This is a genomic window from uncultured Microbulbifer sp., assembly GCF_947489355.1.
Classification (GTDB): Bacteria; Pseudomonadota; Gammaproteobacteria; order Pseudomonadales; family Cellvibrionaceae; genus Microbulbifer.
In genome coordinates this window covers 17,869-32,907 of record NZ_CANLDD010000017.1, presented here as the reverse complement: position 1 = coordinate 32,907, position 15,039 = coordinate 17,869, and the positions used below count along the sequence as shown (strand labels likewise).

The following is a 15,039-nucleotide window of genomic DNA, read 5'->3' as shown; positions in this document are numbered from 1 at the left end:
CAAAGCAGACGCAACCACACAGAGAGATGGAAAGCCGCAATGATAAGAGACACTTCCAGGCAGGACACAAGAATCGAAGCCGTACCGCTTTGGAAGAACCCGAAAACCTATCAGGCTTCCGCTCTGCTCGGTATCACCGTCGCCTTTTTAACCTGGGGCATTGGCGCCTGGCATAACACCGGGTCTGTAGACGGCACCCTCTCGCTGGCGCGGATCAATATCGCCCAGGTCCAGCGCGGCGACCTGATCCGCGACCTGGTAGTCCAGGGCAGAGTGGTCGCCGCCAACAGCCCCACCCTGTACAGCCCGGCCCAGGGCATTGTGAAGTTCGCGGTAAAGGCAGGCGATACCGTGGAGGCGGGTCAACTGCTGGCCTCAGTCGAAAGCCCCGCGTTGTCCAACCAACTGGCCCAGGGGGAAGCTCAGTTCAACCAACTAACCGTGGAGTTACAGCGACAAAAGATCCAGGCCAAACGCCAACGGATGGAAAACCGACAAAAGGCCGATCTTGCCAGGGTCAATCTCACCGCTGCCAAACGGGAATTAAAACGCGCTGAGCTTTCCAGGGAAAAGCAGATTATTTCCCTGCTCGATTTTGAAAAAAATAAGGACGATATGGCCCGTGCACAGTTGGAATATGAGCAAGCCGTACAAAATGCCGAGTTGGAAAAAGAATCCCTCCACTTTGATACCCAGACACTCCACCTACAGGTCTCCCAGCAGAAATTACAGGTAGAGGAGCTGCAGCGTCGCGTACGCGAACTGGAGATCCTCTCCCCCGTGAGCGGCACCATCGGCAGCCTAGCCGCATCACAACGCAGTGCCGTTGCGGCCAACGCCCCCTTGATCACAGTGGTGGATCTCACCAGTTTTGAACTGGAGGCCGCTGTGCCTGAAAACTATGCCGATGACCTGGGTCTGGACATGGCCGTCGCTATCAATCTCGGCGGCAAAGAATTACCCGGCGAGATTACCGCCATTTCCCCCGAAGTGATCAATAACCAGGTCATTGCGCGGGTGCGCTTTACCGAAGGGCAGCCCCAGAACCTGCGCCAGAACCTGCGCCTCACCGCCCGCATCCTACTGGAAAACCGCAACGGTGTACTGCTGGTGAAACGGGGAGGATTTCTCCACCAAAGCGGTGGTCGTCATGTATTCCGTCTCAATAACGCACAACAGGCGGAGCGGGTATCCATCCAGATCGGCGCCCTGGGATTGAAACAGGTGGAGATTGTTTCCGGCCTGCAGGAAGGGGATCAAATCATAATCTCTTCCGCCGAGGAACTGGAAAACGCGCAGCTGGTTGCCTTGAAGGAATAACGCCGCGCAAATAGGGTGCCGCCCACACAAAGACCGCAAAAAAAATTCAGTGATCAACAAGGAACATCGCCATGCTCAAAATGCATAACATCCGCAAGAGTTTCCGCACAGACACTATCGAAACCCACGCGTTGCGCGACTTCAGCCTGGAAGTCAAAGAAGGCGAGTTTGTGTCCGTGACCGGCCCCAGCGGCTCCGGCAAGACCACCTTCCTGAATATCGCCGGACTGCTTGAGCCCTCCACCGACGGCCAATACCTGCTCGATGGCGAGGACGTCAGCAACCTCAATGATCGCCAGCGCTCGCACCTGCGCAACGAGAAAATCGGCTTTATTTTCCAGGGGTTCAACCTGATTCCCGATCTGAACCTGTTCGACAATATCGACGTGCCGCTGCGTTACCGCGGCTTTAATGCCAAAGAGCGCCGTAAGCGTATTGAAAAAGTACTGGAGCAGGTGGGCCTGTCGGCCCGCGCCAGACACCTGCCGGCACAGCTCTCCGGCGGGCAGCAGCAGCGTATCGCCATCGCTCGCGCCCTGGCCGGCGAACCGCGCTTTCTGCTCGCGGACGAACCCACCGGCAATCTCGACTCCCTGATGGCCCGCCAGGTGATGGAACTGCTGGAATTTGTCAACGAATGGGGCACCACCATCGTCATGGTTACCCACGACCCGGACCTGGCCCGCCGCGCCCAGCGCAATATCCAGATTGTGGATGGGCAGGTCTGCGATCTGCGCCCGGTCACCGAACAATCCGATGCCGTCAGCGCTTAGGGAGCCCACAGAATGATCATCTACTATATTTCTCTCGCGCTGCGCAGCCTGCGCAGCACCCCCATTCTCAGCGCATTAATGGTTGCCGCGATCGCAGTCGGTGTGGGCGCCGCCATGACGGTGTTGACCCTCAACTATATGATGTCACGGAATGCCTTGCAGCATAAAGACAACGTCCTCTACGCTGTGCAGTTGGACAGCTGGGATCCCAATAAAGCCAATGACACGGCCAATGAAATACCCTGGCAGCTGACCTACCAGGATGCCCAGGCACTGCTGCGCTCGGATATTCCCACCCGCCAGGTCGCCATGCACCGTTTCGGCTTCACTGTCGAACGGGAAGATTCGCATCTGCGCCCCTTTGTGGCCTCGGCACGGGTGACCAGCCGCGACTTCTTCGCCCTGTTCGATGTCCCTTTTCTGTATGGCGGCACCTGGGATAGCGCGGCTGACCAGGCGCATACGCAAGTGGTGGTGCTGCCGAAGGCCACCAATGACAGGGTCTTTGCCGGGGAAAACAGTATGGGCAAGAGCATTACCCTGAATGGCGAACCCTTTACCGTGGTGGGGGTGATCGACCACTGGAACCCCGCCCCCAAGGTCTACGACCTCACTAACAGTCCCTTTGCAGATGCGGAATCCCTGTTCGTGCCATTCGGCCTGCACCGACAATTTGAAATAGACACCTGGGGCAATGACAGCGGATGGGATAGTGGTTCCAAATCAGAGGGCTATGAGGGCTTTCTGCAGAGCGAATCTGTGTGGATTCAATACTGGGTGGAGCTGCGCGATGGCGAGCAAAAACAACAATACGAGACATTCCTCACCGCCTATATCCAGGGTGAAAAGGCCCAGGGGCGCTTTCAGCGGCCACTGAAATTCGCTTTGAGCAGACCCTCCGAATGGCTGCGGCTCAACAAAGTCCTCAGAAACGACAACCGCGTGCTGGGGTGGGTCTCCCTGGCGTTTCTGCTGGTGTGCGTAATCAATGGGGTAGCCCTGCTGCTGGCCAAATTCCTACGCAAGGCCCCCGAGGCGGGCGTGCGCCGTGCCCTGGGAGCGAGCCGCAGCGCCCTGTTTATCCAGCACCTGATCGAGAGTGCCGCGATCGGGGTCATAGGCGGTATTGCCGGTATTGTTGTCGCCCTGGTTGGTATCCGCACCAGTCGCCATCTTGCGATGGGATGGATCGACACCGTGGCTTCCATGGACTGGCTGATGATGCTCGCCGCCATTGGACTGGCATTATTCGCCAGCCTGCTCGCGGGTTTCTACCCGGCCTGGCGCATCAGCCACACCAATCCCGCCATTTACCTGAAAACCCAGTGAGATCCGCCCATGTTCGAATTCAAACCCATATTATCGACCCTATGGCATCACAAGGCTTCCGCGCTGTTGATTGCCTTGCAACTGGCGCTAACCCTGGTCATTGTGAGCAATACCCTGCTGATCATCACGGATCGCATGGAGAAAATGGCTCGCCCAAGCGGCATGGACATCGAGAATATTCTTACAGTGAATTTCCTCGCGATCCCGCAGGACTATGATATGGCCGGTGCGGTGCGCGCCGACCTGGATATGCTGCGCGCCCTGCCCGGTGTGGTGGATGCCACACACAGCCACCAGATTCCGCTATCCGGTTCCGGCTCTGCAAATGCATTTCAAACCCAGCCGAACCAGGAAACCGGGGGAGAAGTTGCCAATTATTACAGGACCGACCCCCATTTTATCGAGTCGCTAGGCTTGGCCCTGGTGACCGGGCGCAATTTTACTGAAACAGAAATGCAGGTTTTGGCCCCCAATGAGCAACGTCAAGCACCTGTTATTATTGTTACGCGGCAACTGGCGGATAAGCTGTTTCCCGGCGAGGATGCCCTGGGCAAGCCCCTGTACAATGGCGACAGTCCCATGGAGATTATCGGTATTGTGGAGCGCCACCTGGGCGCCTGGCCAGAATGGTCAAAAGCCGGCAACGTGGTATTTTTTCCAGCCCTGCGAACCACTCAGTCCATGAACTATCTGGTACGCACAGAGAGCGGTGAACGCGACGCGCTCTTCAAGCTACTGGCCGACAAGCTCGCGGAGCGGGATTCGGAAAGAGTAATCGAGGTGAATACTCTGTCGAATCATATGGCCCGTAGCTACGCCGTGGACAATATGATGGTCAAGGTCCTGTCCACGGTTGGCGCCATGCTCGGCTTTATCGTGGCACTGGGCATTGTGGGCCTCACCAGCTTCTGGATAAACCAGCGCACCAAACAAATAGGTGTACGTCGGGCTCTGGGGGCCACACGCACCAATATCAGCCGCTATTTTCTGGTCGAAAACAGCTTGATTGCCGCTACCGGTATCGCTCTGGGCGCCGCCGCCGCTTTGATCGCAAACCAGTATCTGGTACGTGATTATTCGCAGCCGGTGCTGACCCTGTTACCGCTGGGCATCTGTGCCCTGGTGATTTTACTGGTCAGCCTGGGCGCCGCTCTGGCTCCCGCGCTGCGCGCCGCCAATATTTCCCCGGCAACCGCCACCAGAAGTGTGTAGTGCCAATACACCATGGCACCGGCAGCCAGACAGGCTGCCGGGATACTAAAACAAGCAATTGCCGATCACCCAAACTATACGCTTTGAAGAGTTTGTGAGGTTCGAACCGGTATCCATTTTACTTACAGCAAAACGCGCTACTTTCAGCTTGCCCGGTTATACAAACAAACCCGGTCATTTCCGCAACCGCGACCCCCATGAGTTGATTGAGGAAGCAACCAACATTGAGCAGATATTTTTCGATACAGTGTTCAACCACTGCAACCTGGCAACCTCCCGGGATCTGGCCAAAGTTCCCACCCCTGCCCGGTCATTGCATAATGGGCACACAGCAACCGAATCCCAACACTTATGGATAAAATACTGATTATCGACGACAACAACGGTATCCTCTCTGCGCTGGAGATATTGCTGTCTCTGCACAATTTACAATCCCTTTGCGCCATCACACCCCAGGCCGGCCTGCAGTTATTGCGTGAAAATCGGGATATTCGCCTGGTCATCCAGGATATGAATTTCACTGCCGATACTACCTCCGGTGAAGAGGGCCGTGCGTTGTTTTTCGCCATCCGGGAAATCCATCCGGACTTGCCGATTATCCTACTGACTGCCTGGACGCAGCTGGAGATGGCAGTCGCGCTGGTCAAGTCCGGAGCGGCGGATTACCTGGGCAAGCCCTGGGATGACAACAAGCTGATTGCCACTATCAACAACCTGTTGGAACTGGGCGAGTTGCAAAGGCGCCAGCAGGTGTCTCAGCAGCAGGCTCTGGATGCGCGCAACGCGCTGGCAAAAACATTTGACCTTCAGGGCATTATCTATCGCAGTGACAAAATGCAGAAACTGCTGGAGATGACCACCCAGGTGGCCAGATCCGATGTACCGGTACTGATTACCGGGCCCAATGGCGCCGGCAAGGAAAAGATCGCGGATATCGTACAGGCCAACTCCCGAGTGCAGGATGGCCCCTATATCAAGGTCAATGTGGGCGCCCTGCCGGAAGAATTGATGGAGGCGGAACTGTTCGGCGCCGAGCCCGGCGCCTATACCGGAGCCGGCAACCGGGCCCGCGAGGGACGTTTCGAGGCCGCCGATGGCGGTACTCTGTTTCTCGACGAGATCGGCGAACTCTCTGCCAGCGGCCAGGTAAAGTTGTTGCGCGTGCTGCAAACTGGAGAATTCCAGCGCCTCGGCAGCAGCCAGACCCGCAGGGTTAAGGTGCGCGTTATCAGTGCCACCAATAGTGATCTGCCCAAAGCCATTGCCGGGGGCAGCTTCCGCCAGGACCTGTTTTACCGCCTGAATGTGATCGAGCTGCGCCTGCCACCACTTTGTGAACGCCCCGAGGATATCGCTCCTCTGGCAATGGGTTTTTTAGCCGAAAACGGCAACACCAAGAAACTCTCTGCGCAGGCGCTGACTACCATGACCCGCTATACGTGGCCAGGCAATGTGCGGGAACTGCAGAATGTGATGCAGCGTGTCACTGTTTTATGTCTGGAAGACACGATTGACGACGCCATCCTGGCTTTGCCGGAACCGCCAACAGCCAAAAGAAGAGAGGTGGATTTTGAACCCAGTCGCGAACTATTAGAGCAGACCCTTGCCCGCTGCAACGGCATTATTGCTCAGGCGGCACGGGAGTTGGGCATGAGTCGGCAAGCGCTGTACCGCCGATTGGAAAAACACGGGATTGCCTGTTGATGTCCAAGGTTTTCTCCCTGGAGGGCCGCATTGTCGCCATCGCGATCCCGGCACTCGCCCTAGGCACCGCCCTTCCCTGGCTATTGGCGTATCTCGGCCTCGGTGCGCACTTTTCCTGGGCTTTTGGCTTACTATTGGGCGTACTCTTACTGATTGGCTTTATACGCTTGGCTCTGCGCCCGCTGACCTCTACCCTGAAGGCCCTGCGGTGGGGCCTGCTGAATTTTCGCGATGGTGATTTCTCCATTTCCCTGGTTCCTCCAGGGGATATTGAGCTACGCCAAATCACAAATCTTTACAACGACATTGGTCAGCATCTGCGGCGCGAGCGTGCCCATATCTACCAGCGTGAATTGCTCCTCGATACCGTGATCCAGAGTTCCCCACAAGCCCTGTTACTTGTGGACCAGAACAATCATATTATTTACTCCAATAGCAGTGCGAGACAACTTTTGAACCAGGGCAGACCCCTCCAGGGCCTGCTTTTGCAGAAACTGCTCCCGAACAGCCCCAGGGAAATTGCCAAGGCCATTGAGAACTGGGAAAACGGCCTGTTTAATTTCACCGATAACAATGGTGTCCATTCCATGCATATCGGTAACAGCACTTTTGTGCTCAACGCCCACAAGCACCGGCTGATTGTTTTGCGCGAAATGACCCGGGAGTTGACCCGCGCGGAAGTGGCCGTGTGGAAAAAAGTGATCCGGCTCATCAGCCATGAGTTGAATAACTCCCTGGCGCCAATATCATCTCTGGCACATTCCGGCAAACTGCTGACCACCCAACCGGATAAGGCCGCTGCACTGGAAAAGGTCTTCGATATTATCGCCGAGCGCTGCGAACATCTCACCGAGTTTACCCAGGGCTATGCCACCTTCGCCAAACTGCCTGCACCCAGTTGTGAAATTGTGGATTGGCCACAATTGATAGGGCGTATAGCCCCCCTGCAACAATTGACCCTATCGGGCAAACTGCCGGAACGCCCCGGCTATTTTGATCCCATACAAATTGAACAAGCGTTGCTAAACCTTATCAAGAATGCCCGCGAAGCCGGAAGCGATAGCAAGGATATTGAACTGCACATTACCACAGACGGACTCGGCCAACGGCTGGTGATCGCAGACCGAGGCTGCGGCATGAGTGAAAAGATACTGCAACAAGCGCTACTCCCCTTTTTTTCCACCAAGGAACAGGGGGTTGGCCTGGGACTCGCCCTTTGCCGGGAAATTGTCGATGCCCATGACGGCCATATTCAACTTCTCAATCGCTCTGACGGCGGTCTGCAGATCACCCTGTGGCTACCCTGGGTAAGGAAAGAAAGCTGAGAGGCTTTCCCTAGTCCAAAAGGGAGACCCCCGGCTTTGCCGGGGAGGCACGCATAGTTTGACAGATCCGGAAGTCCCATAGTAACTCCAATGTGTGAGCCGCCAAGCAACACACAAAGGAGTCACTATGAGACAAGTGGACAGTTTAAGTCACACGAAATGGGAGTGTAAGTACCACATAGTTTTTATCCCAAAGTATCGTAGAAAGGTGCTGTTTGGACGGGTGCGCAGAGAGTTGCCCACGGTATTTCACCAGTTGGCCCGGCAAAAGGAGAGCCTGATTGAGGAGGGGCACGTAATGCCGGATCATGTCCATATGATGATATCGATTCCGCCCAAATATGCTGTCTCCCAGGTGGTGGGATATATCAAAGGTAAAAGTGCTATTTACAGTGCGAGGACCCACTCTGGCCGGCATATAAATTATGTAGGGCAACACTTCTGAGCGAGAGGTTACTTTGCGTCCACCGTTGATCGTGATGAGAATGTGATCAGGGAGCATATTTGTCATCAGGAGAAGAGAAGATCGCGAGTAGAGCAACTGAACTTGGTATGAAGATATAGGCAGCCTCCTTTGGGGGCTCAGGGAACGTTAGTTCCCTACAGACCGCTTTGAGCGGTTCACGATTAAAGCCACCGGCTTTGCCGGTGGCTATTTACTGGTTTCCTTCTCATTTGTATATAAAGCTGACCTGAATCAGCAGCTCCTGGCAGTCACCGAAAATGAATGACCCGCACGGGAGCAACGCTTATCGGCTATAGTCCCAAGCTTCTGCTTTGGCTTCACTGGCAAGCGATAAAGACGAGGGGTAGAGCGTTAGCCGGAATTTTGCATCAACAATCTGACTTGGCAGAATATTATTCTGGCAGCCAGTGATCCGCTAGAGCAGCGTGGGAAATGGTTATCATTTGCTCTCTTTGATTAAGCTTAAGGCAGCCCAGTTTTTTCTGGATACCACTACACCATTGTTTTCTTTGCCGGGAATAGCACACTTTTTGACTACGTCGGCTTTAGACGGGATACCAACGCGCAGAAGGTTTCCCTGTCCGGCATCGCTGCTGGTAACCGAAAGCGCAGGCGGCGTGTGTTCTTAATCACCACAGCGGCAATGTTGATCAGGCGATTACGTAATGTGGCCACCGATGCCTTGGCAAGTTTGGTGTTGTGCAGGTGATCCCGCAGGTATTCGAACAGTACCCACGTCAGGGCCGAAAGTAGTAGTCGCCATTGATTCGGCCACCAATGATGACAGGAGGTCCGGTCAGCAAACAAATCTCTCTGTTGATCCTTAATGCGGCTCTCCATGTCGCCGCGAGCGCAATAGACTTCGCGATAGAGCTTTTCCGCATCCTCGTCTTCGAGGTTGGTAGTGATAAAGCGGGGGTTGGGGCCGCTCTGGGTGTACTCGGTCTTGCCGATCACTCGTCGTTTGTGTTTCCAGGTGCCGGCAGCGTACAGGAAGCTCCGGAACAGACTGAATTCGAAAGTACCGTTGAGACTCCAGCGTTTCGCAAGTTCCAGATAGCCACTAATCGACCTTTCCAGGCGCCTTTTGCGGGCGATACCGATAATGTATTTCACTCGGTTAGATTGCATCAGTCGAGCATCCGGTGACGGCAAAAGCCGCTGTCACCTCGAAAAAGGATCTCCTCCACGGGCCACTGTTGGCATAGGGCTTTAACCACCAAAGCGAGAATGGCCCAACTGTGCTTAGCAGTGTCTTGTCGGCAGTGGCGTAAATAGCTCACCAACAGGTGCCGTCCACGGTAGACATAGAGTGGTATGAAGCAATGGCTGTCGTAATAGCCATGAAAGAAACGTTGCTCCTGCTCCCCATGCACCGGAATATCCGTGGTATCGAAGTCCGGAATCAGGCGCCTGGGCGATTTCTTATGGCGAGCCACGAACTGGTCAAAGAGCAGCTTGTGCAAGTTGCCCGCCACGGAGCGATTCTGCTGCTGCTCAAAGCGACACAGGGTAGCCGTGCTCGCGAGTGTTTTCGGGCGCTGGAAACCGAACTGGAACGCGGAATCGAAGCGTAACTGACCATGATCGTTCAGGTCTTCAAAGCCAGCAGCCTCTGTCGCGCCAGTTGTACGGTGCTGTGTCAACCCAGGAGGATCTCGCAGATCATGGACGTCATCCGCGACGGAGCGAGCCAAGCCCAGATGGCAGTCGCACTCTCTCAGAAGCAGCAGGCTGACGTTGGAGGTCAAATCACCGCCAGTAAAATCTGCGGTGGTTTTGCGACGGGAAAGAGATGAAAAACTGAGTTCAGGCTGGTAGCATTTTAGCACGGCGGAAGTTCTTATTGGGCTGTTTTAAATACCAAAATAATAAGACTTTCCGCCGCTTTTGTATCTGAAGTAGTGCAAAATCCGGGCTAGGGCTTGTTTCGGTAAGGGATGTATGGGTGAAATTTCACTATCTGAACAGATAGTTTTAATGAACCGCAGTATGCGGACCCACATGTACGGTGGTGTGGGGAGGGAGGGCTAGAAACCCGCCTTTACCAGATTGTATTAGGTCGATAGCCGCACCAAAATAAAATTTAGCATCGGGAATATGCCCCAGCTGGTATAGCCGAAGCAGAACGAGATAAGCGTTAAGAGGTACTATGAACAGTAGGAGTTCATTTAGGAATACGGGCGGGTAAACCCACCCAATAGGTAAGAGGCATTTATCTGCGCAAAAATTCCAGCATCCACTTGGCAACGACACTTTCGTGGATATCGTTTTGCAGGGAGATCTGCCCCTTTTCAACCACTTTCTCACCAAAGGTCTCGCGGCGCAATTCCATCAGGCTGTTGGAATAGGGTTTGCTAAATTCCGGATGGGCCTGGAAGCTGAGCATATGGTCGTCCACCTGCAGCATCGCCATCGGGCAGAATTCGCTCGAGGCCAACACCCGGCCACCTGGCGGTAATGTTGCTACCTGGTCCTGGTGGGTCACCAGTAAGCTGAATTTGGTCATGGGCTCCGACATCCACGAGGGCGTCTCCTGCATCTCATAGGTATGCACCCCCAACCCCCAGCCCTTATCTGATTTACAGGTTTTGCCGCCCAGTGCCTGAGCGATCAGCTGGTGGCCAAAACAAATACCGATCGTGGGTTTTCTGGCCTCATGCAACTTGCGCACAAAGTCCATCAGAGGTGAAATCCAGTCTTTGTTATCATAGACACCGGCCTTGCTTCCGGTTATCAGATAAGCATCCACCTCATCCATTTGATCCGGGTAGTGGCCGTGCTGAACCTCATAGGTAGTGAACGCCAGTTCCGGGTCTTGGCTGCGCAACAGGTCGGCGAACATTTCCGGATACTCGCCAAACTCGCCCACCAGCTCTTTGCGTACATCGTCGGTTTTTAACACTCCAATCTTCATTATTTCACCGCTCGGTTGACTGCTGAGTATTGGGATTATGGCATATCCGGGCATGCCGGGTCGTATCAGTGATCCTTTTGGATGCTACCCCCCACCCGCCTAGAGCCCAGGGGCCCTAGCGCCTCTTTGTAGATCAGCAGGAATAAGTCAGGCGCCATATCCCCTACCCTAGGATCTTTTCCCAGAGGGCAGACCAGGCCTGCATTTCCCCGACCGTCCAGTCGGCCGCATCCCTACCCGGGCATTCTTACCCACAAGACTTTTGTGTATGATCGCGACCTTAGAACATTTTTCAGCCAATTATTGGGCTGCCGGACGGCTCGGAAGCCATTAGAGCCCGCCCGTAATTCAACGATCGAGGACAAACAATGACCACAACGACCTCCCCGAATGATCGGCAGGATAGCCCTGCCGGGCGCAAGACGCCCTTTACCCGCTTTCTGGATGCAGTGGAATGGCTTGGCAATCTCCTGCCCCACCCCATCACCCTGTTTGCGCTCTTCGCGATAGGCGTGATACTGATTAGCGGCGTGGCCTCCTATTTCGGGCTGTCTGTGGCAGACCCGCGGCCGGTTGGGTCCGCGGGCCGCGACCCCGATGGTGTCATTGAAGTCTTTAACCTGATGAGCGGTGACGGCCTCAGGATAATCGTGACCAGCCTGGTGAAAAACTTCACCGGCTTTGCCCCCTTGGGAACGGTGCTGGTGGCCCTGCTGGGCGTGGGTATTGCCGAGCGCTCCGGCCTGCTCAGCGCCGCTGTACGCGGGCTGGTACTGCAGGCATCCAAGCGCACCGTGACCATTATCGTGGTCTTTGCCGGCATCATCTCCAACACCGCATCCGAACTCGGATACGTGGTACTGATTCCGTTGGCGGCAATGATCTTTCACTCCCTGGGACGCCACCCACTTGCCGGCCTGGCTGCCGCTTTTGCCGGCGTTTCCGGCGGCTACAGCGCCAACCTGCTATTGGGCACCGTGGACCCGTTGCTGTCGGGAATCACCGAGGCCGCGGCCCATATCATAAACCCCACCTATACAGTGGGCCCGGAAGTGAACTGGTACTTTATGTTCGTGAGCACCTTCCTGATTACCGCCATAGGCAGTTGGGTTACCCTGTCAATCGTGGAACCCAAACTTGGCAAGTACGATCCCAGGGAAGCCTCTGTAGATTTGAGCCAGGACAAGTTGGGAACCCTCACCGATGCCGAGAAACGCGGCCTGAAGTACGCCGGCCTCGCCGTCCTCGCCGTGTCAGCCCTGTTTGCGCTGTCAGTGGTGCCCTCCTGGGGCGTGCTGCGCAACCCCGAAACCGGCGCGGTAGCCGGCTCTCCCTTCCTCAAGGGTATAGTGTCACTCATCCTGGTCTTCTTCGCCGTTCCAGGCTTCGTATACGGTAAAACTGTCGGCACCATGCAGAATGACCGTGACGTAATCGACGCTATGGCCAAAAGTATGAACAGCATGGGCATGTACATCGTACTGGTGTTCTTCGCCGCACAATTTGTCGCTTTCTTCAAGGTGACCAACCTGGGCACTATTTTCGCCGTGCTGGGGGCGGATGCATTGCAAAACATCGGCCTGACCGGGCCGCTTCTGTTTCTGTTCTTTATTATGATGTGCGGCTTTGTAAACCTGATGCTGGGCAGCGCTTCAGCACAGTGGGCGGTGACCGCGCCTATCTTTGTGCCAATGTTGATGCTCGTGGGTTACGCGCCGGAAGTGATCCAGGCGGCTTACCGCATTGGCGACTCGGTAACCAATATCATCACCCCGATGATGAGCTATTTTGGCCTGATCATCACCTTCGCCGCCCGCTATAAGAAAGACCTGGGTATGGGCACGCTGATCGCCACGATGATTCCCTATTCCATCTTCTTTTTTGTTGGGTGGACCATTCTATTCTATCTCTGGGTATTCGTTTTCGGCCTGCCCGTTGGTCCGAGTGCGGCCACCTACTACGCCAACTAAGATAAACGCAACCGGGAAGCCCGCGCCAGCGGGCTTTTTTATTCCACACTCCATCTCCCTACCCATACCCTGAGATGCACCCCCCAGCCGGCAAGAGCCTCAAGAGACAAAGGTGCTGCGCAAATCCACCGCTATCACAAAAGCCGTGTTCAAACAGGTCCTGTAGGGCAGGGCCCATTGGGTAGCCGGACTAACCGACCCCCCCGGGAGACTGCCCCAATCGGATATTGCCTGGTATCGGTCCAGCCAACCGCCCGCAAATGGGGCCACCCGCGCCGGGATTAACTGTGGAGAATCCACTGACAGCCAAAAGAGGAAAAAACTTATATTCCCAAATACGCGTCCACCTTAAAACAAAAAAAAAAAAACAATGAAATGCAGAAACACTATTCCTTAATGAAGGCTTATAGGGGTATTTTTTTTCATTAGGCGACATTCATGTATTCCCGATGCGATTTATAGCCTTCAAAAACGTGGAATAAAACAAGTAATATAGTTTCCTGTAAAAACGTTTAGCGGAGATGGATACGCGGATTATCGCCACCGGCAAAATCTGCCCTGACCTAGCGATCATTATTTTTCCGCTCAGGACGAGCACCTTGGTTGTACCCTGATTTGCCTTCATCTCGATGAGAAACAGATAGCTATTGCGCTCCTTCGCCAGCATAGCAGGGTATCAAAACAGCGCAGGCCTTTGTCGGCGAGACTGTTCAAAAACCAGTCGCAGTATTGCCATTAGAGACAACGATTGAAAACGACACCGTAATATTCTGGTTGTCTTTAATATCCGGGCATCGCAAAAACCCGATCGATTCCGCCTGAACATATTCTTCTCAACAGAAAGATTCAGCGACTTTAGTTTTGCGGATGACACACAGGACTCACAGGAATTGACTCAACAAATAAAAACGACGCTGCTGACAGGTTTCTGCGATCTGGTCGACCAGCTGCACCACAACCCGGAGATACTGCTGACCAGCACCGGCATTAATCCGCACCAGATTGCACGCCTGTCAGGGTACCTCCCCCTGAGTTCTGTCACCACACTACTGCAAAAGTCGGCACAGCAACTGGACTGTGCCGACTTTGGCCTGCGCCTGGCACACAGTCAGGGAGTGGCCGCACTGGCCTTCCTGGGCCCAGCAATATTGCAGTCTTTGACTTTGGAAGAGTTCCTGAAAGTTGCCATAGATCTGTTGGGCAACCCACCCTACGGTCTGCGCTTGGCATTAGAGAACAACGGCGACAGAGCCTGTATCAGCTTTCACTGTCTGGAGGACCCACAAGAACAGGTGGAAACCCCGCAGGCTCCCGAGCAGTGCCGGGAATTTCTGATGGGTGTGTGTCTAATTGCCTTGCAAACCTTGTGTGGTGATCACTTTCAGCTGGAAGCTGTGCATTTGAAAACACAACGGCCTCTGCACGGACGATACCAGGAATATTTCAAGGCGCCGGTGCGTTTTGACAGTGACTGCAACCTATTCGTTCTCAGCAGCAACGCCCTGTTATTGCCGACAGAAAAGTGCGGTACGGGCCTGCGTGCACTGTTCAAAGCCTATATCGATGACTTGCTCCAGCAAGGTGCGACGGACTTGCCAGGACAGGTTGAGCAATTGATTGACTGCCTAATGCCGCTGAAACGTTGCAGCCTGCAGGAAGTGGCCAACCAGTTGGGCTTGCACAAGCGCACCCTGCAGCGCAGGTTGCGGAATCGTGGGCTGGTATTTGAGGATATACTGGATCGTATACGCCGGGAGCGTGCGGAATACTATTTAAGTGGCAAACAGCCGCCTATGTCGCAGATATCCAGTATGTTGGGGTACCGCGAGCAGAGCTCTTTCAACCGCGCCTGCGCCCGGTGGTTCAAGGCTACGCCAATGCGGGTAAGACGCAGGTTATTGGCCAATGCAGCACTCGGGACTTGTGAGGCCGAATAAGGCCATCTTCTATCGCGTGGGCAATACTGGCTAGGAATGGGCGGGGTATACCAATACCAACCCGCTCACCATTCGATACCCTTGCG

General features: G+C 54.8%; 9 protein-coding genes and 2 pseudogenes. 9 read left to right on the top strand and 2 right to left on the bottom strand.

The features are described from left to right. Positions 1–39: 39 nt before the first annotated feature. The 7 genes and pseudogenes from Q1A48_RS09405 to tnpA all read left to right on the top strand — a co-directional run bounded on the left by Q1A48_RS09405 (position 40) and on the right by tnpA (position 8,219). Positions 40–1,320 carry an efflux RND transporter periplasmic adaptor subunit gene (locus Q1A48_RS09405; protein ID WP_299943939.1) on the top strand — a complete coding sequence of 427 codons (1,281 nt, stop codon included), beginning with the start codon at positions 40–42 and terminating at the stop codon, positions 1,318–1,320. Between the two features lie 71 nt (positions 1,321–1,391). Next, positions 1,392–2,093, top strand: coding sequence for an ABC transporter ATP-binding protein (locus tag Q1A48_RS09400; RefSeq protein ID WP_299943936.1), 702 nt, complete (start codon positions 1,392–1,394; stop codon positions 2,091–2,093). 12 nt (positions 2,094–2,105) lie between these two features. Continuing rightward, the gene (locus tag Q1A48_RS09395; RefSeq protein WP_299943933.1) at positions 2,106–3,422 is read left to right on the top strand and encodes an ABC transporter permease; all 1,317 of its coding nucleotides are present in this window, start codon (positions 2,106–2,108) and stop codon (positions 3,420–3,422) included. A 9-nt stretch (positions 3,423–3,431) separates the two neighbouring features. After that, complete coding sequence (locus Q1A48_RS09390) at positions 3,432–4,634, top strand: FtsX-like permease family protein (RefSeq protein ID WP_299943930.1); 1,203 nt, start codon at positions 3,432–3,434, stop codon at positions 4,632–4,634. Positions 4,635–4,985: 351 nt separating this feature from the next. Continuing rightward, complete coding sequence (locus Q1A48_RS09385; protein WP_299943928.1) at positions 4,986–6,338, top strand: sigma-54 dependent transcriptional regulator; 1,353 nt, start codon at positions 4,986–4,988, stop codon at positions 6,336–6,338. Next, a complete protein-coding gene (locus Q1A48_RS09380; protein ID WP_299943925.1) occupies positions 6,338–7,663 on the top strand; it encodes an ATP-binding protein in 1,326 nt (441 codons plus the stop codon). Before Q1A48_RS09385 ends, Q1A48_RS09380 begins: the two co-directional genes overlap by 1 nt. Before the next feature lie 127 nt (positions 7,664–7,790). Further along, positions 7,791–8,219 (top strand): annotated as a pseudogene (gene tnpA, locus Q1A48_RS09375) (IS200/IS605 family transposase). A 444-nt stretch (positions 8,220–8,663) separates the two neighbouring features. Here tnpA and Q1A48_RS09370 read toward each other — a convergent pair. Beyond that, positions 8,664–9,961, bottom strand: a pseudogene (locus Q1A48_RS09370) (IS1380 family transposase). A 383-nt stretch (positions 9,962–10,344) separates the two neighbouring features. Continuing rightward, on the bottom strand, positions 10,345–11,046 hold the full coding sequence (locus Q1A48_RS09365; RefSeq protein WP_299943923.1) for a gamma-glutamyl-gamma-aminobutyrate hydrolase family protein: 702 nt from the start codon (positions 11,044–11,046) through the stop codon (positions 10,345–10,347). A 368-nt stretch (positions 11,047–11,414) separates the two neighbouring features. Here Q1A48_RS09365 and Q1A48_RS09360 point away from each other — a divergent pair, with 368 nt between their 5' ends. Beyond that, positions 11,415–13,016, top strand: a complete 1,602-nt coding sequence (locus tag Q1A48_RS09360) for an AbgT family transporter (RefSeq protein ID WP_299943920.1) — start codon at positions 11,415–11,417, stop codon at positions 13,014–13,016. A gap of 890 nt (positions 13,017–13,906) precedes the next feature. Continuing rightward, positions 13,907–14,953, top strand: coding sequence for an AraC family transcriptional regulator (locus Q1A48_RS09355; protein ID WP_299943917.1), 1,047 nt, complete (start codon positions 13,907–13,909; stop codon positions 14,951–14,953). The last annotated feature ends 86 nt before the right edge of the window (positions 14,954–15,039 follow it).